Here is a 20,313-nt window from a genome sequence, read left to right on the forward strand (position 1 = left end):
AGGAGAGGAACGACACCATGGCCATTCGCATTGTTCGCCTCGGCAGCGACCGCGCACCGGGCGAGGGCCTGCGCATCGGCACCGTTCGCCGGCCGCCGCGCGGCGTCCCCAAGTCCGAATTCGCGTCGCAGAACTGGTATGACGTCTGGTATCCGAACCTGGCGCCTTCGGTCGAGACGATGAAGCAGGCCCAGGCCGCCCAGGCTTCGGGCGTGCCCGCCCAATGGGCCGCCTTCGGGCGCAAATACAAGAGCGAGATGACCGAGGCGGACGCCAGCCGCAGCCTGGACCTGCTGGCAGCGTTGTCGCACCAGACGGCGTTGTCGGTCGGCTGCTACTGCGAGGACGAAGCGCGTTGCCATCGGTCCTTCCTGCGGGCGTTGCTGTTGGAACGCGGGGCGGATGTGGCGGATTGAAGGAGCGCAGCAGAGCCCACGCTGCAAAGACTCGCATCTATACTGCGCATGGGTCCGTCCCATGAGACGGCACCAGGAGGTGAAGTGCAAGCTCCGGCCCTGAACCAACGCCCGCAAGCCCGGCCCCGCAGCCCTGCGCTTGTCGCGATCCTCGCAACCGACAGAGCACCACGATCGCGGTTGCTCCCGATCTCATGACATTCACGCTCGTCTGCAGCGCATGCAGCTTCCAGTCACCCGCTGAGTTTCGATTCTGCGGGCGATGCGGGCGGGCCTTGCCGACCGACCCCGGAACGAGCCGCACGGACGTGACCGCGCAGGAGTTCGCGAGTGCCGCGTTGCAGCGCGAAAGACGCCAATTGACGATCCTGTTTTGCGACCTTGCCGGGTCCACCGCGCTGTCGGCAAGCATGGACCCGGAAGACTTCGGAGAAATCCTCGGCGCTTATTTCGAACTCTGCAACGCAATCTTCAAGCGCTACCGCGCCTTCGTCGACCGCGAGGAAGGCGACTCGCTGCGGGTCTACTTCGGCTATCCGGCAGCGCACGACGACGACGCGCTGCGCGCCGTGCATGCCGCACTCGAGATCGTCACGGCGGTCGCCCAGTTGGGAGCGAGGTTCGGGTGTCGCCTCGCCGTCCACATCGGCATCCACACAGGCGAGGTGATAGCAGGCGGCAGTGAAGTCGATGGCAACGGCGGGCCTCGCGTCGTGGGCCAGACGCCCAACGTCGCACGTCGCCTGCAGGAACTGGCTCCGCCCGACTGCCTCTACGTGAGCGCAACCACCCACAGCCTGGTGGAGCGGCAATTCGAGGCCGAAGCGCTCGGGCAGATCGACCTCAAGGGATTGCCGCGGCCCGTCGAAGTGTTCCGGGTCATCGGCCAACGCGGTCCTGCGAGTACGATTGAACAGTTCGACGGGCGGGCGCTCGTGCCGCTGATCAGCCGTGATGAAGAACTCTCTCTGCTCGAACAGCGCTGGGCCTCCGCATGCCAGGGACAAGGTCAGGTCGTCCTGGTAAAGGGAGAGCCCGGCATCGGAAAGTCCCGCCTGCTGCACGCCTTCCTGACCAGGCCCGATCGCACGCACTGCAGGGTCCTGACGACGCAGTGCCAGGAGCAGTTCGCCAACAGTGCGCTGTATCCGATGATCGACTTGCTGCAGCGCAGCCTTGGACTCGAGCGCGAGCGATCGTTCGGCGAACAGGCCGCGGCCCTGCAGGCAGCCGTCGTATCGGGTCGGGTGCCCTCCCCGGACGCCCTTCCGCTGATCGGCAACCTGCTGACGGTGCCTGTGCCCACCCCCGGCGCGGAGGACTCCGCGCGGGCCCAACGGGAGCGTTCGCTCGACTGGCTGCTCCAGTGGGTGCTCGGAACGGATCCCGATATGCCGGTCGTGCTGGTCATCGAAGATTTGCACTGGGCCGATGCATCGACATTGGACTTTCTGGGCCTGCTCATCGAGGAAGCCAAGTGCCGCAGCATTCTGGTGTTGCTCACGCACCGCAACGAGTTCGTGCCGCCTTGGAACATGCATCCCCATTTGAGCGCGCTGACGCTTTTCAGGGTCGGTCTGCCGGAAGCCCGCATCCTGGCGCAACACATCGCTGGTTCTACACCTTTGCCCGAAGAGATCCTGCAACGCATCGCCGCCCGCAGCGACGGTGTGCCGCTGTTCGTCGAGGAACTCACGAAGGTGTTGCTCGAAGCGCGCGGCAGCGGAGATTGGGAGTCCTTCCCGTCACAGTCGGAAAGCGCAGCCGTCAGCATCCCAGAAACCCTTCGCGGCTCCCTGACGGCCCGTCTCGACTACCTGAGCGCTGCCAAAGGGGTTGCCCAGGTGGCTTCGGTACTCGGCAGGGAATTCAGCTACACCCTCATCCGCCTGGTCTCCGACATGGAGGACGAGCCGTTGCGGAAGTCGCTCGCGGATCTGGTTCAAGCGGAGCTGCTGTTCCAGCGGGGCCTGCCGCCGAACGCAAGCTTCGTGTTCAAACATGTGCTGGTACAAGAGGCCGCCTACCTGTCGCTCCTGAAGACGCGGCGCGCCGAGTATCACTCGCGTACGGCAACGGTACTGGTCGAACGCTTCGCGGACCTGACCGAGCGGCATCCGGAACTTGCCGCACACCACTACGCCGCGGCCGGCAAGCCCACGTTGGCTTGCGACTATTGGCAGTTGGCGGGGCGGCACGCGCTACAGGCATCGGCCGATGTGGAAGCGGCAAGCCATCTGCGGCTGGCGCTGGCACAACTGCAACTCGTAGCGAATCCGCAAGAGCACGTGGGACGCGAAGTGACCTGTCTCATCACGCTGGGCTCCGCGCTCACAGCCTCCTGTGGCTATGCCGCCAAAGAGGTCGAAGAAGTGTTCGCCCGCGCACACGACCTGTGCCAGTCCTTGGGCGATACGGAGCAACTGTATGCCGCACTGATGGGCCTGCACACGTTCTATCAAGTGCGAGGCTCGTTGCGGATGGCCGTGTCGCTGGGCGAGAAGTTGGTCGCCATCGCCGAGGAAAGGGACGAACGCCTTTGGCGCGCCCAGTCGCATCGCTGTCTGGGTTGGTCGTTGTTCTGCAACGGGCAACTCGCCTCGGGCGCCGAACATCTGTCGATCGCCCTGGCCCTGTTCGACCGGTTGCAATCTCAAGCGCATGTTCGCACGTTGGGCGCGCATCCATGGGTCGTCGGCTTCGTCAATACCGCGCTGCTGGAGTGGTTCGCAGGCCATCCCGAGACGGCCATAGAACGCAGTCGGGAAGCCCTCGAACTCGCACGCGAACTGCAGAGTCCGCTGCCGCTGGCCTACGCCCTGTGCATGTCGGCCAAGGTGCATTGCCTGCGGCACGAGCCCGAGACCGCGTTGGCCCTGGCGAGCGAGGGGGTCGAACTGGCGGTCAAGCACGGGATGCCGTACTGGTCTTCGTGGGGCGCGACATTGCAAGGGTGGGCGCTCGTTCATCTGGGGCAACATGCAGCCGGCCTCGCGACGCTGCGCGAGGGATTGGATGGCTACCGCGCTACCGGCGCCAAGCTGTTCGAGGCATCGTCGCTTGCCCTCCTCGCCGAAAGCTACGCCACCGCGGGCGACCTGGGGCAGGCGCTGAAGACCGTGGAACTCGCCCTGGCCAACCCACTGCTGGCCGAAGGCTATTTCTATACGGACGAACTGCACCGGCTCCACGCGCAATTGCTGCGATCTGCGGGCCTCGGCACGGCGCCCGTCGAAGCGCTGACGATCACGCTCGCTCAAGGCCAGGGCAGTGGAGGTGGCGCCGGCGGCGTGAACCCCACCGGCAACGGTTCCGCGGCCAGCATATCGACCACATAGCCCAGGTCCTGCAGAGCTCCGACGCTGACCTTGCTGATGATGTTGCTGCCGCCGCCACCGGCGAGCGTGGCGACGGTGGGCGTATCCAGCGTCGAGGACATCATTTCGAATGGCAACTCCACCTCCCCCCAATGGTACGCAGAGGTGGTGCCGGTTTGCTCCGGGTCGAGGGGGATGCCGGGAGGTGACCCGGTGTACGACCACCCCATCAGGCCCGCATATGCCTGGCAGGCATGGGGCCCGACGTAGCGGTAGCGTCCGGCGATATTGCGAACCAGGGGAGGCGTCGGGACCGCATCGTTCCAGCGGGTTCCGATGCCCAGCACATGCCCGACTTCGTGCACGATCGTGTCGAAGAACCTCGCGCGATCCATCAGCAGGGATGTCAGGTCATTGAGGTCGATGTTCAACGCTGCCAGGAAAGGAAAATTCCAGGGCTGGTTCGTAGAGGGCTTGAGCCGCTGCATCGTCGCGCCAGGAACGCGGGCGACCGCGTTCTTGTCCTGGCTGAAGTACTCGAAGTTCACCTGAATCTCGATCTCAGTGAAGGGGCGGTTGCCCGGAAGCTGCAGCGGCATTCCATCGACCCGAGTCGGCCAGCCCTTCAACACATAGCCCCAGCGCTTGCCGGCGTTCTCGAAGTAAAGCTGCTTGACGCGTGCGATGTCCTCGTCGGACAAAGGCGGCAACCGGTTGTAGACCCACCGGATACTGAACGGCGTCATGGCAGTGGCTGCTCGGTTCGCGAAAGCATCGTGACGTCCCAGAACGCGCCGCCGCTCGGGAGCGAATTGAGATTGATGTAGTTGCGGGCCAGGCCGAAGCGATGATCGGTGGCGTTGGGATCGCGTGACCAGTAGCCTCTCAGGACTTTCGTGAGATCCCGGAGTTGCTGTTGCTGCGGGCTTTGCAATGCGTTCTCCAGTACCGCCTCGGCCGTGGTGTCGTTGGCCAGTCCCCACTCCGACTGGTAGCGCGGCGCACCGGTGTCGATGTGCAGATAGGTTCCAAGGTAGTGAGCCACCCCGCCGGTGGCGTTGTTGCAAGCGTTCGCCAGGTTGACCTCGTTCGTAGCCAGCCAGTCGTGGAAGCCCTCCAGTTGGGCGAAGGGGACACCGAAGTTCCAGACGATCTTCACCATCGCGTCGGGCCTGAGCGGCTGAACCGTCAGCGTCGTCGGCTTCCACTTGATGTTCGATCGGATCTCGGGCACGAAGGCCTCTGCGCTGGGCGCTTCCTGGCCAGCGCCCCGACGAACGAGCTTCTTGGCGGCTTCAAGGGAATTTCGATGGGTCATGGCGTGCTCTCCTCTTTGGTCAACTGCCGGGAGAGGATCCCCTTGCCCTGGAGATCCTCGATGATCTGTTTGACGTCGGGCGCCTCGCCTGCGCCCTGGTCGGCATACACCGCGCGGAATTCGGCAAGCAGCGATTCGACGTCCTGCCCGTCGCAGAGCTCGAGCAGGAGCCACGCGGCTGCGTTCAACGTGTAGACGTTCGGATTCGCCGGAGTGAAAACCATGCAATAGCCGAGTTCGGGAACTGGCCTTACACGGAGATCATGAGAGCGTCGATAGCAATCGGATCGGGAGGACATCAAGTTGCACTCCGTGGTTGCTGCGATGGCAGAAGGGGTCCGGTGCGGTCCAACTCCCATGAAAGGCGTAGGCCGTCGAACGGCAACCACCCTGGGTGCCTTCCTTGGCGTGACAGTCGGGGCACGACGACTGCTCCACGCGACCCGAGCGAAGCAGGCGATAGAGCGGATCGTTGCGCCAGGTGTCCAGGAACTCGACCGTGCGGATATTGCCGAAGTTCACGTACTCGCGCAGGTACGGGCATCCGATCGAGTTGCCGCGCGCATCGACAGTGGCGGCCTGCCAGCAGCAGTTGGCATCGTTCGGATGCCAGGACTGCATCAGCTTGAGTCCTTCAGGCGGTACCAGGCCAGCCACGGCGGCTTCCTGTTCTTCCAGCGACAACGCAAGCTCGGCCCAGCGCCGCTTCGCCCGCCCCAGCGGATAGAGCCGCAGCAAACCGACCCGCTCGGCCCCCAGTGTCTTGGCGAGTTGCAGGTACGCCGGCAATTCGGCCACGTTGCGCCTGTGCATGATGATCAGCATGTCAGCCGGGATTCCCACGCGCACCAATTGGCGCACGGCATTGCAGGCCTTGCCGAAACTGCCTGTCACACCGGTCAGTGCGTCGTGAGTCGATGCAGTCGCGCCCATGACGTCGACGAAGACCCGGCCCACGCCGAACTCCTTCCATTGATCGACCACCTCGGCCGTGAGCAGGGTGCCGTGCGTGCGCACCATCGTCATGAGCTTGCGCGCGCAGTGAGCCAGGAGGCGATCGAAGCCTGGCTTCAACGTCGCTTCGCCGCCTTCGATGTAGAGCTCGATGAAGTCGTTGGCCAGAAGGTAGTCGACGAAGCGGATCCAGTCCTCGATGTCGAGCTCTTCGGGGTCTTCGGTGTGGCTGCAATCGCCATAGCAATGAACGCAGTCGAGATTGCACGTGTCGGTGATGGACACCGTCATCTTGGGGGGTGTGTCGAAGCGTGGATGCATCTCGATCCCATCCGATGCCAACCGTGTGGCGTGGACGCGATTCTGGGCTCGCAAGATGGAAAGTCAATCCACAAGCGGAAGGATACCGATCAACGCTCCGCTTGGCAGAGCATGACTGCCTCATCCTCGTGACATCAGCCGGCGCAAGGAGGCGATCTTGTCACGCCGCGAGCCTCACGAAGGACTGCGCCGAACAGGATATCCTCACCGATCAATACGCCGGCAAGCGACCCGCGAAAGCAACATGGATGAAGGAATGAAGAAGTCGAAGGAAGGCGCGAAGACGCCCCTCCCCACGACCCCGGCATGGCGCACCGACCTCGCGATCACCGCGGCCCTGGCCGCCATTTTCCTGGCGTGCGTCGTCGCCTTTCGAATGCCCGACGACGACCGGATGCGGGTCTCGAATCCCCAGTCCATCCGCGACCTGAGCACGCACATCGGACGGGTGGAAGGGCTGGCCGAGGACGCCGGCACGCTGGAGATCGTGCTGGACCAGCCGACGCCGACCTACGATGCCAGCGCCCTGACCGACCTGGCCAAGAGCGCGCTCGTGATCTCGCGCGGCTTGCAGATGTACTTTTCCGAAGGACAGGGCACGACCATCCGATTCGTCGCCAGGATGCCGGCGACGGGCATCGAGCGTTTCGTGACCAGCGAACGCGTGCTCGCCGTGGAGTTCTGGCGCAGCGACCTCATGGGCCTCGACTATGACGGCGAGTTCGAGTTCCAGGACCTGCTCAACATCTCGAAGGGCGTGGTCTACGACCAGGCCACGGACCGGCGCTACGTGGAGGCCTTCTGCGCCGACCCGATCGCCACGGCCGCGGCCGCGTTCTGCACGCGCGAACGCCGCTAGCCGGGGTTCGCGACCAGCGCCGGGCGCCGGGCCGTCCAGGCCGCCAGCCAATCGACGACCTGCTCCGGAGGCATCGGACGGGCGATGAAATAGCCCTGGGCCAGGTGGCAGCCCACCTCCTGGAGCAGCCGCCAGTCGTCCTCCGTCTCGACGCCCTCGGCCACCGACTGCATCCCGAGGCGCCTGGCCATCTCGATGCTCCCTTCGAGGATCGGGCGGATGACCGCGTTGGTGCGCGCACCGCGCACGAAGCCGCGGTCGACCTTCAGTTCAGTGAACGGGATGTCGCGCAACTGCGCCAGCGACGAGTGCCCGGTGCCGAAGTCGTCGATCGACAGCCCGAACCGCTGCACGCGCAGCCGCACGAGATTCTCGAGCGGCGTCGTCGACGACGCGCCCAACCGGCTCTCGGTGACCTCCAGGATCAGGTCCCCGGGCTGCATGCCCATCTCGTTCACGATCGCGACCACCCGGTTGGCGAAGTCGGGCGCGCCCAGGCTGGCCATCGACACGTTCACCGCCACCCGCGTGCCGAGGCCGGCGGTGCGCCAGCGTGCGATCTGCGCCAGGGCCTCGCGCAGGGCCCACTCGGTCATCGGGTCGATAAGTCCGCTGGCCTCTGCCAGGTCGATGAAGCGGTCCGGCATCACCAGCCCCTGCGCCGGGTGCTGCCAACGAATCAACGCCTCCAGGCTGGCCAGCGATCCATTGCCCAGGTCCACCTTGGGCTGGTAGTGCAGCACCCACTGGCCCAGCCTGTGCGCCGTTCGCAGGTCGTCCTCGGTGAAGGGGGGCTGCGCCCTCGCCGCGGGGCGCGAAGCGGCGCGGGATTTCCAGTCGTCGAGCAGCCCCCGCATTCCCTCGCGGCTGGCCGGCTTCTCGAGCGCCCCGAGCAGGACCAGCCGACCCCGGCCCAGCAGGCGCTGCACGGTCTGCAGCACGCGGGCCCCCTCGCCGCTCAACAGGATCACGCCGCCGCCGAAGCCCTGCTGGTCGAGGATCCGGAGCAACTCGATGCCGTCCATGCCGGGCATGTTCAAGTCGCAGATGAGCACGTCGACGGCGCCAGGATCGGCGCGCATCAGGGCCAGGGCGGCCTCGGCGCTGATCGCGGTGCCGACGCGCCGATACCCCATGCCAGCCAGCAGTCGGGCTTGGGTGGCGAGCATCAGGGGATGGTCGTCGACCAGCAGGATGCCCGGCTGCCCGGCATCGACGTCGCCGCCGTCGAGCCGGCAAGGCAAGGAGTCGCCGGGATCGCCAGAATTCGTCATGACTGCCGAGGCTACTGCAAGGTCCCCAAAAGCAAAAAGGCCCCGTACACGGATGTACGAGGCCTGAGGCCGCTGCCAGGACGACAGCGGAGGAGACATGCGGGGGCGGTCAGTTCGATTCGTCGACCACCTTTGACGTCCGGACACCGTGCACAACCAGGGCACCGGCTGCGCCGAGAACGAACAGGAGAGTCAACATACAGGCATTCCAGGGGTCAAGAGACCTCAATTTTCGGGTAAACCCTAGCTCTTTGCCGAAGACCTCCCGCATAACCCCATTGGCGTCAGGTGGTGCTCACTCGCGCAGCAGGAAATTGCCGGCCTCGAAATGCACCGGCGGCGCCGCCGGATCGAAGCTGACGCCCGCCGGGTCGAGGCCCTGCGCCAGGCCGTCGAGCTGGCGCTGGAGCAGCCGCCGCAGCATGACGATGCCGCGGTCGGACGACGCCAGGTGCTCCTCGGAATGGGCCGTGATCGCGCCCTGGCTCACCTGCGCCTCGTAGTCGCCCGGAAAGTCGCGGTGCTCGGCCTCGTCGAGTTCCTCCCACAACCTGCCGTTGAGCCGCGACCGCACGCTCGCGAGCTCGCCATGCCGCCTGACCCGACCCGCCGTGTAGATGCGAAAGCTGTGGTCGTCGATCGGCAGCACCCAGCCGATCGATTCGACCCGGCCGTAGGCCGCCACGCGCGGGTTGGGCACCACGCGCAAGGTCGGCAGCATCGCGCCGGTGACGCGCCTGAAGGTGTTGCCGTCCTCCAGCTTGCGGATCGAGGTGATCAGCACGCCGGTGTCGGTGGACTCGAATGTCACCTCGGGCATCAGGCCCATCTGCGCCACGAACTGCACGCCGCTGAAGCTGCCGTGCAGCACCGGCACGTGGAAGGGATCGGCCACGTTCTCGTAGTGCTGCAGCCAGTTGCACGGAACGATCTGCGGACCGCCGCCGCCGATGCTCTGGTCGTTGGCCTCGATGAATTCGCCCTCGTCGAGCTGTTCGAGGCATTCGTAGCGCGGCAGCACAGGCTTCTTGTCGGGCGGACCCAGGTAGGCCCAGACCATGCCGTAGAGCTCCTCGACCGGATACCAGGGCTGGCGGACCCGGCCCCGGCTGCGGGCGCCGTTGTCGGGCTCGCAGGGCTGGTCCACGCAATGGCCCTCCACATCGAACAGCCAGCCGTGGTAGCAGCAGCGGATCCCGCCCTCCTCGACCCGCCCGTAGTACAGCGAGGCGCCGCGGTGCGCACAGCGCGGATGCACCAGGCCCGGACGGCCGGTCTTGTCGCGGAAGAGGATCAGGTCCTCGCCGAGCACGCGCACGGGCCGCGGCGTGTCGCCGGCATCGGCCGCCAGGCCGATAGGGTGCCAGTAGCGGCGCAGCAGCTCGCCCATCGGCGTGCCGGCGCCGACCTCGGTCAGTTCGCGCTTGTGGCTCGGCGGCTTGCGGCCGTAGGCGGTGCCGTTGTCGAAGGCGATGGGCTGCCATTCGCTGTCGGCCTGCGCGTCGGCGGTGGGGGATGCGCTGGTGTTCATTCGGGGGTCACTCCTGCGGCCTTGATCAGGTCCGCGACGCGTGGAAAGTCGGCCTTGTAGTTGGCAAGGAATTCGGCCGGCGTGTTGCCGAGCGCCTCGAAGCCGAAGGCCGACAGGCGCTCCTGGACCTCGGGCATCCGGGTGATCTCCTGCAGCGCCGTGGCCCACTCGTCGACGATCGGCTTCGGCGTGCGCCCCGGGGCGTAGACGCCGATCCAGCTGTCGAGGTCGAAGCCCTTGAAGCCCTGTTCGGTGAAGGTCGGCACGTCGGGCATCGAGCGGATCCGCCGCGATCCCGTGATGCCCAGCACCTTGATCTTGCCGGCCTGCGCCAGGCCGCGCGCGGTCGACGGATTGGCCCAGGCGATGTCCAGCGATTGGCCGAACATGTCGTTGTGTGCCGCGGCCTCGGCCTTATACGGCACATGCACCAGGCCCAGGTCGTTCTCGCTGTTGAGCAGTTCGCCGAACAGGTGCGCGGTCGAGCCATTGCCCCAGGTGCCGTAGGTGATGCCCTTGTGCGCCTTCGCATAGGCCACGAATTCCTTGAGGTTGGCGTAGGGTGCCGACGCGCGAACGATCAGCATCGGGCCACCGGTGGCGAGCTGGGACAGCGGCTGGAAGTCCTTCAACGGGTCGTAGGGCAGCTTGGTCTGGAGGATGACGTTGTTGATGTGCGTGAGCGACAAGGTCATCAGCACCGTGTAGCCGTCGGGCGCTGCCTTGGCGACCGCATCGGCCGCGATGGTGCCGCTGGCACCGGGCCTGGCGTCGACGATCACGGGCTGTCCCCAGCGCTGCTTGAGCTTTTCGGCGTAGACGCGGGCGATGACGTCGATCGGCCCGCCGCCGGAGCCGAACGGAATGATCTTGATGGCGCGGCCCGGAAAGGCCTGGGCCTGCTGCGCCAGCGCCGGCGCCGCGACGCCCGCCAGGACCAGCGCTGCTAGAGTGGCTGTCGCCGCGCGGAGCACCTGGCGGCGGGTGCCGGGCGCGCAATCCCGCGGATCGAAACGATTCATCGTGTCTCCTTGTCGTTGTGTGTCGAGGGGCGACCCTACGTGCCCCTGGCGCGCCACGCAATTCAAAGCTTTTGATATGAGATATGGCCACCCGTGATATCCGCAGCCTCGACGTCGGCATGCTCAGGACCTTCGATGCGCTGATGCGCGAAGGCAGCGTCTCGCGGGCCGCCAGGCGGCTGTTCCTGACCCAGCCGGCAGTGAGCGCGTCGCTCGGCCGGCTGCGCGACACCTTCGGCGACCCGCTCTTCACGCGGACCGCGCACGGCGTGCTGCCGACCTTGCGCGCCAGGCAGCTCGCGCCCCAGGTCGAGCGGCTGCTGGCCGACCTGTCGCAACTGCTCGAACCGGAGGGCGCCTTCGATCCCGCCAGCTCGCAGCGCATCTTCCGCATCTTCGGCGGCGAGAACGCGAGCCACGTCATGCTGCCCCCGCTGGTCAACGAGCTCGCGCGCATCGGGTCGGGCATTCGCGTGTTCTGGGAGACCAGTTCGTTCCTGACCGTGTCGGAACGCCTGCACAAGGGCGAGTTCGACATCGCGCTGATTCCGCGGCAGCAGCCTCCCGACGACTGCGAATCCGAACCGGTCTACGACGACCACTACGTGTTCGTGGCGCGGATCGGCCATCCGGCGTTCGAGCACGGCGTGACGCTCGACAGCTTCTGTGCTGCGCCGCACGTCTTCCTGGGCTACGGGAGCTCGGCGCTCGACGAGCAGATCGATGCAATCTTGCGCGGGCTGGACCGCGAGCGCACCACGCGCGTCGCCATGACGAGCCTGGCGCAGATCGCCGACCTGCTGGCCCAGAGCGACCACGTGGCCGTGATGCCGTACCGGGTGGCGCACCGCTTCGGCCATGTGTTGAAGATCATGCCCTTGCCGTTCGCGCTGCCGACCTACCGCCTCCTCGCCTGCTGGAACAAGCGGGCCGACGCGGATGCGGGCGTCCAGTGGATCAAGGAACGGCTGCTGCGGTTCGGCCGGGGGGCGACGTCGCCGCCGACCTGGCGTGGGTAGCCGGCCTCAGCGCATCGCCCGCGCGATCCCCTGGGCCGCCGAGCGCAGCGTGTCCAGTCGCTGCAGCGCAGCCGAAAGCGGCATCCGCACCGCCGGCGCCTGCAGGGCCACGGCGCAGCGCACCGGGCCCTGAGGCTCGTCACGCACCGGCACCGCGACACACACCAGCCCGTCGATGAACTCCTCCGCGTCGACCGAATGGCCGTCGCGCCGGATCTGGTCGAGCTCGGCTTCCAGCGCTTCGCGCGAACGCAGGGTGTGGGCGGTGTAGCGCTGGTACTGGAGCCCGTCGAGCAGGCGCTCGCGCTGGGCCTTCGGCAGATGGGCCAGGAACAGCTTGCCGCTGGCCGAGCAGTGCAGCGGCACACGCGAGCCGGGCCCGAGCTCGAGCCGCAGCGGGAAGGCCGTCTCGACCCGGTCGAGGTAGATCACCTCGGCGCCCGACAGCGCCGTCAGGTTGCAGGTCTCGCCCACGTCGGCCACCAGCTGGCGCAGCACCGCGTGCCGCACGCCGGTCGAGCTGCTGCTGCGAAGCACGGTCTCGGCAAAGCGCATCAGGCGCGGCGTGATCGCATAGCGGCGGCCGTCGCCGCCGCGCGCCAGCAGGCCGCCAGCCTCGAGCTGCTGCAGCATCCGGTGCACCGACGGCTTGGGCTGGCCGCTCAGGCGCACCACATCGACCAGGGTCTGCGGCTCGGGCGCGGAGCACACCAGCTCCAGCAACTGGAGCAGGCGGAGCCCGGGCGTCGCAGCCTGTTCGGCCTCGTCGGGCACGGACGAAGAATAGGAAGAACTCATCTGAAATCTCGAAAATCGAGACTAATTAAAGAATAATTCCGAGATTTTGCAGCAAATTCGATAAAGTACCCAGCAGTGACATTCCGATCTCAATGAATATTCCCCTGGACAACCTGGTCATCACGGGCGCCTGCGGCGGCCTGGGCCGCGCCTTGGCGGCCGAAGCCCTGGGCCGCGGCGCCCGGGTCGCGCTGGTCGGGCTCGACCGCGCCACGCTCGACGCGCTGGCCGCCACGGCCCCGGGCCGGTGCGCGGTCTACACGCCGGACGTCAGCGACAGTGTCGCGATGCAGGCGATGGCCGCGGACTGGACCCGTCGCTTCGGCACGCCCGACGCCGTGATCGCCAACGCCGGCGTGGCGGGCGGCTACGACACCGCGCAGGCCTCGGACCTGGCGGTGTTTCGCCGCATCCTCGAGATCAACCTGCTCGGCGTCGCCACCACCTTCCAGCCCTTCGTGGCCGCGATGCGCGAGCGCGGCCACGGCACGCTGGCCGGCATCGCCAGCCTGGCGGGCCGCCGCGGCCTGCCGGGCAACGGTGCCTACTGCGCCAGCAAGGGCGGCCTGCTCCGCTACCTGGAGAGCTTGCGCGCCGAATTGCGCGCGAGCGGCGTGCGGGTCTGCACCGTGAGCCCGGGCTACCTGCGCACCGCGCTGACGGCAGGCAACCGATTCGCGATGCCGGGGCTGATGGCGCCCGAGGCCGCGGCCCGCGCGATCCTGGGCGCCCTCGGCCAGGGGCAGGCGCAACTGGTGCTGCCGCGCCGTCTGGGCTGGTTGTCGAATGCGCTCGGCCTGCTGCCCGATGCATGGCACGATGCGTTGCTGCTGCGCCAGCCGCGCAAGCCGCGCGCCGGCGAGCCGGGTGCCACGCCGATTCCGGGCTTGTCCGCCAGCGCAGCGCCGCGCGCGCCCGCATCCCCCACCGAACCCAGCGCGCGCTGAGCGCCCGTTTCCCATTTCGCCGGAGTCTTCTTTCGTGAGCCAACCTGTGTCCGCACCCGTGCCCTCGCACCAGCAAATCGCCCTGATCGGCGCCGGCCCCTCGGGACTGGCGGGCGCGCGCAACCTGCAGAAGCTGGGCATTCCCTTCCAGGGCTTCGAGGCCTACGACGACGTCGGCGGGCTCTGGAACATCGGCAATCCGCGCAGCACGGTCTACCAGTCGGCCCACCTCATCTCGTCCAAGCGCACGACAGAGTTCGCCGAGTTCCCGATGGCCGACAGCGTGGCCGACTATCCGAGCCACACCGAACTGAGCCGCTACTTCAGCGACTTCGCCGACCATTTCGACCTGCGCCGCCACTTCCGCTTCGGCACCCGCGTGATCCGCGTCGAGCCGGTGACCGAGAGCGCGTCGACGCTCTGGCGCGTGAGCGTGGACGCCGGCAACGGCCGCATCGAGAGCGCCGAGTACAAGGGCGTGATCATCGCCAACGGCACCCTGTCCGAGCCCAGCATGCCGCGCTTCGAAGGCCGCTTCGACGGCGAGCTGCTGCACACCTCGGCCTACAAGCATGCGCGGCTGTTCGAGGACAAGCGCGTGCTGGTGGTGGGTGCCGGCAACAGCGGCTGCGACATCGCGGTCGATGCGGTGCACTACGCGAAGAGCGTCGACATCTCGGTGCGGCGCGGCTACTACTTCGTGCCCAAGTACATCTTCGGCAAGCCGGCCGACACGCTCGGCGGCAAGCGGCCGCTGCCGGCCTGGATCAAGCAGCGGCTCGACGCCAAGGTGCTCAAGTGGTTCACCGGCGACCCGGTGCGCTTCGGCTTCCCGAAGCCGGACTACCGCATGTACGAGTCGCATCCGGTGGTGAACTCGCTGGTGCTGCACCACATCGGCCATGGCGACATCGGCGTGCGCGCCGACATCGCCCGGCTCGATGGCCGCACGGTGCACTTCAAGGACGGCAGCGCGCGCGACTACGACCTCATCCTGTGCGCCACCGGCTACAAGCTGCACTATCCGTTCATCGACCGCACCTGGCTCAACTGGCAGGGCATGGCGCCCAAGCTCTACCTCAACATCTTCGCGCCAGGCTTCGACAACCTGGCGGTGCTCGGCATGATCGAGGCCAGCGGCATCGGCTGGCAGGGCCGCTACGAGCAGGCCGAACTGGTTGCGCGCTACTTCAAGGCGCAGTCCGAAGGCCGGCCGCAGGCAGCCGCGATGAAGCAGGCCAAGGCCGGCCCGACGCCCGACCTGTCGGGCGGCTACAGCTACCTGAAGCTCGAACGCATGGCCTACTACGTCAACAAGGACGCCTATCGCCGCGCCGTGCGTGAAGCCGCCGCGACGCTGGCCTGAGAAAGCCGCACATGCTGCCTGTCGACGAGGTCCGCCTCAACTTCAACCCGGCCTCGCTGATCGCGCTCAACGCAGTGCTCGGCTTCCTGATGTTCGGCATCGCGCTGGACACCCGCATCGCCGACTTCAAGCGCGTGGCACGGATGCCGGTGGCGATGGCGGTCGGCATCGCGGCGCAGTTCATCGTGCTGCCGGCGGTCACTTTCTGCCTGACGCTGCTGCTGAATCCGGCGCCGAGCATCGCGCTGGGCATGATCCTGGTGGCCTGCTGCCCGCCGGGCAACGTGTCGAACATCCTGACCCACCGCGCCGGCGGCAACGTGGCGCTGTCGGTGTCGATGACCGCGATCTCGAACCTGATCTCGATCGTCGTGATGCCGCTCAACTTCGCCTTCTGGGGCGGGCTGCACCCGACCGCGTCCGCGCTGCTCAAGACCATCGCGCTCGATCCGGCCGAGATGGTGCTGCACATCGTCGCCATCATCGGCGCGCCCTTCGTCATCGGGCTGGCCTGCTCGCACTACCTGCCGCGGCTCACCGAGCGCATCAAGAAGCCGGCGCGCATCCTGAGCTTCGTGTGCCTGATCGGCTTCATCCTGGCGGCGATCGCCGGCAACTGGCGCTACTTCCTCGACTACGTGAGCCTGGTGCTGCTGGCGGTGGTACTGCATGACGCGCTGGCCTTCGCCACCGGCTATGCCTGCGCCACGGCCACCGGGCTCGCGGAGTACGACCGCCGCGCGGTCAGCTTCGAAGTGGGCATCCGCAACGCCGGCCTCGGGCTGGTGCTGATCTTCAGTTTCTTCGGCGGCCTCGGCGGCATGGCGGTGGTCGCCGGCGTCTGGGGCTTCTGGGATATCGTCGCGGGCCTCGGGCTCGCCGCCTGGTGGGCGCGCCGCCCCCTGTCTTCACCGGCCGCGCGTTCGGCCTGAATCATGGATGCAGTTCTGCCCATCGCGGCACGCCGCGTGCTCGTCACCGGCGCCGACGGTTTTCTCGGCCGCACGGTGGTGGCCGCCCTCGCCGCCCTGCCCGACATCGACTGCGTGGTCGCGCTCGACGTCCGCGAGGTGCCGGCCATGCGCCGCGTGCCCGGCGTCACCTATGCCGTGCAGGACGTGCGCGATGCCGGGCTCGGCGCAACGCTGAAGCAGCACGCGATCGACGCCGTGGTGCACCTGGCGTCGATCGTCACGCCCGGCCCGGGCAGCACGCGCGAGTTCGAGTATTCGGTCGACGTGCTCGGCACCCGCAACGTGCTCGAGGCCTGCGTCGCGCAAGCCGTGCGCCACATCGTGGTCTCGTCGAGCGGCGCCGCCTACGGCTACCACGCCGACAACCCGGCCTGGATCGACGAGGACGACGCGCTGCGCGGCAACGCCGCCTTCGCCTACGCCGACCACAAGCGACTGGTCGAGGAAATGCTGGCCGCCTGGCGCCTCGACCATCCGGCGCTGCAGCAGACGGTGCTGCGCATCGGCACCATCCTGGGCACGCAGGTGCACAACCAGATCACGGCCCTGTTCGACAAGCCGCGCATCCTCGCGATCCGCGGCAGCGACAGCCCCTTCGTCTTCATCTGGGACGAGGACGTGACCGGCTGCGTGGTGCACGCGATCACCTCCGGGCGTACCGGCTGCTTCAACGTCGCGGGCGATGGTGCGCTGACCCTGCCGCAGATCGCCGCGCTGCTGCGCAAGCCGCTGCTGTCGCTGCCGGCCTCGCTGCTCAAGCTCGCGCTGACCGTGGGCTCGCGGCTCGGCGTCAGCCGCTATGGCCCCGAGCAGCTCGATTTCCTGCGCTACCGCCCGGTGCTGTGCAACAAGCGGCTCAAGACCGAGTTCGGCTACGTGCCGAAGAAGACCAGCCTGGAGGCCTTCATGGCGTTCAAGGCGGCGCGTGCGGCGCGCGGCCCCAGCACGCCATGAGCAGCACGCCTGCCCTCAGCCGCGGCGACCTCGCCCGCGCCCTGTGCGTGGTGCTGATCTGGGGCCTGAACTTCGTCGCCATGAAGCTCGGGCTGCAGGACCTGAGTCCGATGCTGCTGGGTGCGCTGCGCTTCGCCGCCGCGTCGCTGCCGCTGCTGCTGTTCGTGGCCCGGCCAGCGCTGCCCTGGCGCTATTTCGCGGCCTATGGGCTGGCGCAGGGCGTGGGCCAGTTCGGCCTGCTGTTCCTCGGCCTCCAGCTCGGCATGACCGCGGGCATGGCCTCGGTCGTGATGCAGACCCAGGCTTTCTTCACTCTGCTGCTGGCCGGGCCGCTGCTCGGCGAACGCGCGCGGCGCGACCAGTGGCTCGGCCTCGCCGTGGCGCTCGCGGGCTTGCTGGTGATTGCCACCGCGCACGGCAACGGCCCCGGCCAGATGACCTTGATCGGCTTCATCCTCACGCTGTCGGCCGCGTTCATGTGGGCCGCCTCCAACGTCGTGGTGCGCTTCGCGGTACGGGCGACGCCGGGCTACGACCCCTTCGGCTTCATCGTCTGGAGCAGCGTGGTGCCGGTGCTGCCCTTCCTCCTGCTCGCGGTGGCGATGGACGGATCCGCGCAGGTGCTGCGCCAGCTCGGCGGGCTCGATCTGCGGGCGCTGCTGGCGGTGCTGTTCCTGGCCTGGTTCGCGACCCTGCTCGCCTACACGCTCTGGACGCGCCTGCTGCAGCGCCACCCGGCCGGCCGCGTGGTGCCGTTCTCGCTGCTGGTGCCGGTGGTCGGCCTCGCCGCCGCGGCGCTGGCCTTCGGCGAACGCCCGAGCCCGGCGCAATGGCTCGGTACCGCCGCGGTGCTGGCCGGGCTGGTGATCAACCAGGGCATGGCGGGGCGGCTGCGGGGCTGGTGGAAGCGGCGCCGGCCGGCCGCCGTCTAGCGTTGCGCCTTGTCCTTCTGGTTCTGGGCTTCGATGCGTTCGCGCGCGGCCAGCCAGTCGGCGTCACTCCACTGGCGCAGTTCGTAGAAGTTGCCGCCGGTGGCCATCGCATTGCCGCCGTCCATCATGATGCTCTGTCCCGTGAGCCAATCGCACTGCCCCCGCGCCATCAGGAAGGCCGCGAGGTTCTGCAACTCGCTCATCATCCCGGTGCGCGCCATCGGGTTGTTGGCCTTGCTGCGGGCGCCGGGCTCCTCGCCGGGGTTGAGCCGCTTGCTCATGCCTTCGGTCGGAATCTCGCCCGGTCCGACCGCATTGAGGCGGATGCCGTAGCGCGCCCACTCGATCGCCAGCGACTTGGTCATCACCTCGATGCCGGCCTTGCTCATCGCCGACGGCACCACGTAGGGGCTGCCGTTGTCGACCCAGGTCACGATGATGCTCATGACGCTGCGGTACGGGTCGCCGGCCTTCCACTTGCCCTGCTTCGCCTCGGCCACCCAACGCTTGCCCACGGCCTGCGTGACGTAGAAGCTGCCGTGGAAGACGATGTTGGCCACCGCGTCGAAGGCGCGCGGCGACAGCGCCTCGGTCGGCGAGACGAAGTTGCCGGCCGCGTTGTTGACGAGCCCCGTCAGCCCGCCCGAATGCCAGAGGCTGTCGGCCATCTCGTCCACCGCCTGCGCATTGCGGATGTCGACGCCGAAGGTGTCGATGCGGCGCTCCGGAAACCGGCTGCGCCACTGGGCCGCCGTCTCTTCGCAGACGCTTTGACGGCGGCCGCAGATCGCGACGTCGGCGCCGAGGGCGAGGAATCGCTCGGCCATCGAGCGGCCGAGTCCGGTGCCGCCGCCGGTCACGAGAATGCGCTGGCCGGCCATGAGATCGTTCTGGAACATGAAAGTCTCCTTGTCTTGTGTGGATCGGGCGCTTGCAAGGCGCATCGTAGAGCGCCTGCGCCAAGCCGGTAAGCTCTATCTCGCCGCCACTTTTCTTTTCTCAAGGACGCCCGCCGATGCCGACCTCTGTCCCCGCCGAAGCCCCCTTCATGCCGCTGGCCGGCGTGCGCATCCTGAGCCTGGCGCTCAACCTGCCCGGACCCGCCGCGCTGATGCGCTGCCGCGCCATGGGCGCCGCCTGCCTCAAGTTCGAACCGCCGGCAGGCGACCCGATGGGCCACTACAACCGGCCCGCCTATGCCGCGCTGCACGAGGGCGTGACGGTGGAAGTGGTCGACCTGAAGGCCGACGCCGGCCGTGACAGGCTGCACGAGGCGCTGGACGCCACCGACGTGCTGCTGACCTCGTTCCGGCCCTCGGCGCTGGCCAAGCTCGGGCTCGACTGGGCGGCGCTGCAGGCCCGTCACCCGAGGCTGTCGCAGGTCGCGATCGTCGGCGCACCCGGCGAGCGCGCCGAGGAGCCCGGGCACGACCTCACCTACCTGGCGGAAAGCGGGCTGGTCACCGGCACCGCATTGCCGCCCTCGCTCTTCGCCGACATGGGCGGCGCCCTGCTGGCCAGCGAAGCGGTGCTGCAGGCGGCCCTGCGCACCGGCGCCTCGCACACCGCCGGCATCTACCGCGAAGTGGCGTTGAACGCCGCCGCCGACTGGCTCGCGCTGCCGCGCACCTGGGGGCTGACGCAACCGCAGGGCGCGGTCGGCGGTGCCCACGCGGGGTACCGGGTCTATCCGTGCGCCGATGGCCGGGCGGCGGTCGCGGCGCTCGAACCGCATTTCGCCGTCAGGCTGTGCGAAGCCGCAGGGCTGCCGACGGGCGACATGCTGTCGCCGGCGATCCACGAGGCGCTGGCGCAATGGTTCGCCCGCCGCAGCCGGGCCGAACTCGACGCCATCGCCCGCGAGCGCGACCTGCCGCTGCTCACGCTGGCCGGCTGATCCGCCCCCGCGACTACTGCGCCACCTGGACCCAGCCCACGGGGCAGGCCTGGATGGTCGGGAAATAGCCGATCGGGTTCTGGCAGTACCAGAGCGCCGGCGCGCCGCTCACCACCACCACGGGCGGCGGCCCATAGAACACCGGAACGCCGACCACCACGACACGGTGGAACGGAAAGCCGGGCCGAACGGGAAACACGGGATGAACTGGGAACGCCGGTCGCCCCGGCACGACGGCGACGCGCGCACCCCCTGGCGCCGTGCGGAACGCGCGATTGACGCCGCCGGGGCTGCCTCCTTGCATGCCGTTGCCGTTGAAGGCCAGGCTCGTCGTCGCGCCGCCAGCCACGGCGGCCGTCATCGCGAGGGCCAGTGCGAATCTCTTCATGGAGCACCTCCGCCGGAAGTCGGTGT

Annotated in this window: 20 protein-coding genes; 10 read left to right on the forward strand and 10 right to left on the reverse strand. The window is 67.9% G+C overall.

Going from position 1 to position 20,313, the window contains the following annotated elements:
* Window positions 1-17 precede the first annotated feature (17 nt).
* Window positions 18-416 (forward strand): DUF488 domain-containing protein, encoded by a 399-nt coding sequence (locus QTI68_RS20650; RefSeq protein WP_286523999.1) that lies wholly within the window; start codon window positions 18-20, stop codon window positions 414-416.
* Window positions 417-610: 194 nt separating this feature from the next.
* Window positions 611-3,754 carry an AAA family ATPase gene (locus QTI68_RS20655; protein ID WP_286524000.1) on the forward strand — a complete coding sequence of 1,048 codons (3,144 nt, stop codon included), beginning with the start codon at window positions 611-613 and terminating at the stop codon, window positions 3,752-3,754.
* Here QTI68_RS20655 and QTI68_RS20660 read toward each other — a convergent pair.
* Genes QTI68_RS20660 through QTI68_RS20675 form a run of 4 tightly spaced genes read right to left on the reverse strand, consistent with a single transcriptional unit; the run spans window position 3,673 to window position 6,326 of the window.
* Entirely contained in the window at window positions 3,673-4,479 is an 807-nt protein-coding gene (locus QTI68_RS20660) for a M8 family metallopeptidase (protein WP_286524001.1), read from the reverse strand. The two genes, QTI68_RS20655 and QTI68_RS20660, sit on opposite strands and share 82 nt — an antisense overlap.
* Window positions 4,476-5,051: a hypothetical protein gene (locus QTI68_RS20665; protein WP_286524002.1), complete on the reverse strand. Its 576-nt coding sequence runs from the start codon at window positions 5,049-5,051 to the stop codon at window positions 4,476-4,478. Before QTI68_RS20665 ends, QTI68_RS20660 begins: the two co-directional genes overlap by 4 nt.
* Window positions 5,048-5,275: a PqqD family protein gene (locus QTI68_RS20670; RefSeq protein ID WP_286524003.1), complete on the reverse strand. Its 228-nt coding sequence runs from the start codon at window positions 5,273-5,275 to the stop codon at window positions 5,048-5,050. Before QTI68_RS20670 ends, QTI68_RS20665 begins: the two co-directional genes overlap by 4 nt.
* Before the next feature lie 37 nt (window positions 5,276-5,312).
* Window positions 5,313-6,326 (reverse strand): radical SAM/SPASM domain-containing protein, encoded by a 1,014-nt coding sequence (locus QTI68_RS20675; protein WP_286524004.1) that lies wholly within the window; start codon window positions 6,324-6,326, stop codon window positions 5,313-5,315.
* 256 nt (window positions 6,327-6,582) lie between these two features.
* Between QTI68_RS20675 and QTI68_RS20680 the strand changes: the two genes are divergently transcribed.
* Window positions 6,583-7,185, forward strand: coding sequence for a hypothetical protein (locus QTI68_RS20680; protein ID WP_286524005.1), 603 nt, complete (start codon window positions 6,583-6,585; stop codon window positions 7,183-7,185).
* Here QTI68_RS20680 and QTI68_RS20685 read toward each other — a convergent pair.
* From QTI68_RS20685 to QTI68_RS20695, 3 genes are all read right to left on the reverse strand, one after another.
* On the reverse strand, window positions 7,182-8,459 hold the full coding sequence (locus tag QTI68_RS20685; RefSeq protein WP_286524006.1) for an EAL domain-containing response regulator: 1,278 nt from the start codon (window positions 8,457-8,459) through the stop codon (window positions 7,182-7,184). The two genes, QTI68_RS20680 and QTI68_RS20685, sit on opposite strands and share 4 nt — an antisense overlap.
* Window positions 8,460-8,754: 295 nt before the next feature.
* Window positions 8,755-9,990, reverse strand: a complete 1,236-nt coding sequence (locus QTI68_RS20690) for an aromatic ring-hydroxylating dioxygenase subunit alpha (RefSeq protein WP_286524007.1) — start codon at window positions 9,988-9,990, stop codon at window positions 8,755-8,757.
* Window positions 9,987-11,012, reverse strand: coding sequence for a Bug family tripartite tricarboxylate transporter substrate binding protein (locus tag QTI68_RS20695; protein ID WP_286524008.1), 1,026 nt, complete (start codon window positions 11,010-11,012; stop codon window positions 9,987-9,989). Before QTI68_RS20695 ends, QTI68_RS20690 begins: the two co-directional genes overlap by 4 nt.
* An 83-nt stretch (window positions 11,013-11,095) precedes the next feature.
* On the opposite strand from QTI68_RS20695, the gene QTI68_RS20700 reads away from it, so the two are divergent.
* Window positions 11,096-12,031: a LysR family transcriptional regulator gene (locus tag QTI68_RS20700; protein WP_286524009.1), complete on the forward strand. Its 936-nt coding sequence runs from the start codon at window positions 11,096-11,098 to the stop codon at window positions 12,029-12,031.
* A gap of 6 nt (window positions 12,032-12,037) precedes the next feature.
* Here QTI68_RS20700 and QTI68_RS20705 read toward each other — a convergent pair whose 3' ends face one another.
* Entirely contained in the window at window positions 12,038-12,829 is a 792-nt protein-coding gene (locus QTI68_RS20705; protein WP_286524011.1) for an IclR family transcriptional regulator, read from the reverse strand.
* A 92-nt stretch (window positions 12,830-12,921) separates the two neighbouring features.
* Between QTI68_RS20705 and QTI68_RS20710 the strand changes: the two genes are divergently transcribed.
* The 5 genes from QTI68_RS20710 to QTI68_RS20730 are packed head-to-tail and all read left to right on the forward strand — an operon-like array spanning window position 12,922 to window position 18,002.
* Entirely contained in the window at window positions 12,922-13,776 is an 855-nt protein-coding gene (locus QTI68_RS20710; protein WP_286524012.1) for an SDR family oxidoreductase, read from the forward strand.
* Window positions 13,777-13,810: 34 nt separating this feature from the next.
* Window positions 13,811-15,142: a flavin-containing monooxygenase gene (locus QTI68_RS20715; RefSeq protein ID WP_286524013.1), complete on the forward strand. Its 1,332-nt coding sequence runs from the start codon at window positions 13,811-13,813 to the stop codon at window positions 15,140-15,142.
* Window positions 15,143-15,153: 11 nt separating this feature from the next.
* Complete coding sequence (locus QTI68_RS20720) at window positions 15,154-16,074, forward strand: bile acid:sodium symporter family protein (protein WP_286524015.1); 921 nt, start codon at window positions 15,154-15,156, stop codon at window positions 16,072-16,074.
* Between the two features lie 3 nt (window positions 16,075-16,077).
* On the forward strand, window positions 16,078-17,070 hold the full coding sequence (locus tag QTI68_RS20725; RefSeq protein ID WP_286524016.1) for an SDR family oxidoreductase: 993 nt from the start codon (window positions 16,078-16,080) through the stop codon (window positions 17,068-17,070).
* On the forward strand, window positions 17,067-18,002 hold the full coding sequence (locus tag QTI68_RS20730; RefSeq protein WP_286524018.1) for an EamA family transporter: 936 nt from the start codon (window positions 17,067-17,069) through the stop codon (window positions 18,000-18,002). Before QTI68_RS20725 ends, QTI68_RS20730 begins: the two co-directional genes overlap by 4 nt.
* On the opposite strand, the gene QTI68_RS20735 is transcribed toward QTI68_RS20730, so the two are convergent.
* Complete coding sequence (locus tag QTI68_RS20735; RefSeq protein WP_286524019.1) at window positions 17,999-18,901, reverse strand: SDR family oxidoreductase; 903 nt, start codon at window positions 18,899-18,901, stop codon at window positions 17,999-18,001. The genes QTI68_RS20730 and QTI68_RS20735 overlap by 4 nt on opposite strands.
* A gap of 116 nt (window positions 18,902-19,017) precedes the next feature.
* Here QTI68_RS20735 and QTI68_RS20740 point away from each other — a divergent pair, with 116 nt between their 5' ends.
* Window positions 19,018-19,899 carry a CoA transferase gene (locus QTI68_RS20740; protein WP_286524020.1) on the forward strand — a complete coding sequence of 294 codons (882 nt, stop codon included), beginning with the start codon at window positions 19,018-19,020 and terminating at the stop codon, window positions 19,897-19,899.
* A gap of 13 nt (window positions 19,900-19,912) precedes the next feature.
* Here the strand turns inward: QTI68_RS20740 and QTI68_RS20745 are convergent, their stop codons facing one another.
* Window positions 19,913-20,287, reverse strand: a complete 375-nt coding sequence (locus tag QTI68_RS20745) for a hypothetical protein (protein WP_286524021.1) — start codon at window positions 20,285-20,287, stop codon at window positions 19,913-19,915.
* Window positions 20,288-20,313 lie beyond the last annotated feature (26 nt).

The sequence above is a fragment of the Variovorax sp. J31P207 genome, assembly GCF_030316965.1.
Classification (GTDB): Bacteria; Pseudomonadota; Gammaproteobacteria; order Burkholderiales; family Burkholderiaceae_C; genus Variovorax; species Variovorax ginsengisoli_B.

Excerpts from the sequence above, each read along its gene's own strand:
- QTI68_RS20745 (WP_286524021.1), bottom strand. The coding sequence starts at position 20,287 with ATGAAGAGATTCGCACTGGCCCTCGCGATGACGGCCGCCGTGGCTGGC.
- QTI68_RS20695 (WP_286524008.1), bottom strand. The coding sequence starts at position 11,012 with ATGAATCGTTTCGATCCGCGGGATTGCGCGCCCGGCACCCGCCGCCAG.
- QTI68_RS20685 (WP_286524006.1), bottom strand. The coding sequence starts at position 8,459 with ATGACGAATTCTGGCGATCCCGGCGACTCCTTGCCTTGCCGGCTCGAC.
- QTI68_RS20660 (WP_286524001.1), bottom strand. The coding sequence starts at position 4,479 with ATGACGCCGTTCAGTATCCGGTGGGTCTACAACCGGTTGCCGCCTTTG.
- QTI68_RS20735 (WP_286524019.1), bottom strand. The coding sequence starts at position 18,901 with ATGTTCCAGAACGATCTCATGGCCGGCCAGCGCATTCTCGTGACCGGC.
- QTI68_RS20665 (WP_286524002.1), bottom strand. The coding sequence starts at position 5,051 with ATGACCCATCGAAATTCCCTTGAAGCCGCCAAGAAGCTCGTTCGTCGG.
- QTI68_RS20725 (WP_286524016.1), top strand. The coding sequence starts at position 16,078 with ATGGATGCAGTTCTGCCCATCGCGGCACGCCGCGTGCTCGTCACCGGC.
- QTI68_RS20740 (WP_286524020.1), top strand. The coding sequence starts at position 19,018 with ATGCCGACCTCTGTCCCCGCCGAAGCCCCCTTCATGCCGCTGGCCGGC.
- QTI68_RS20720 (WP_286524015.1), top strand. The coding sequence starts at position 15,154 with ATGCTGCCTGTCGACGAGGTCCGCCTCAACTTCAACCCGGCCTCGCTG.
- QTI68_RS20650 (WP_286523999.1), top strand. The coding sequence starts at position 18 with ATGGCCATTCGCATTGTTCGCCTCGGCAGCGACCGCGCACCGGGCGAG.
- QTI68_RS20675 (WP_286524004.1), bottom strand. The coding sequence starts at position 6,326 with ATGCATCCACGCTTCGACACACCCCCCAAGATGACGGTGTCCATCACC.
- QTI68_RS20730 (WP_286524018.1), top strand. The coding sequence starts at position 17,067 with ATGAGCAGCACGCCTGCCCTCAGCCGCGGCGACCTCGCCCGCGCCCTG.
- QTI68_RS20680 (WP_286524005.1), top strand. The coding sequence starts at position 6,583 with ATGAAGAAGTCGAAGGAAGGCGCGAAGACGCCCCTCCCCACGACCCCG.
- QTI68_RS20700 (WP_286524009.1), top strand. The coding sequence starts at position 11,096 with ATGGCCACCCGTGATATCCGCAGCCTCGACGTCGGCATGCTCAGGACC.
- QTI68_RS20690 (WP_286524007.1), bottom strand. The coding sequence starts at position 9,990 with ATGAACACCAGCGCATCCCCCACCGCCGACGCGCAGGCCGACAGCGAA.
- QTI68_RS20655 (WP_286524000.1), top strand. The coding sequence starts at position 611 with ATGACATTCACGCTCGTCTGCAGCGCATGCAGCTTCCAGTCACCCGCT.
- QTI68_RS20670 (WP_286524003.1), bottom strand. The coding sequence starts at position 5,275 with ATGGTTTTCACTCCGGCGAATCCGAACGTCTACACGTTGAACGCAGCC.
- QTI68_RS20710 (WP_286524012.1), top strand. The coding sequence starts at position 12,922 with ATGAATATTCCCCTGGACAACCTGGTCATCACGGGCGCCTGCGGCGGC.
- QTI68_RS20705 (WP_286524011.1), bottom strand. The coding sequence starts at position 12,829 with ATGAGTTCTTCCTATTCTTCGTCCGTGCCCGACGAGGCCGAACAGGCT.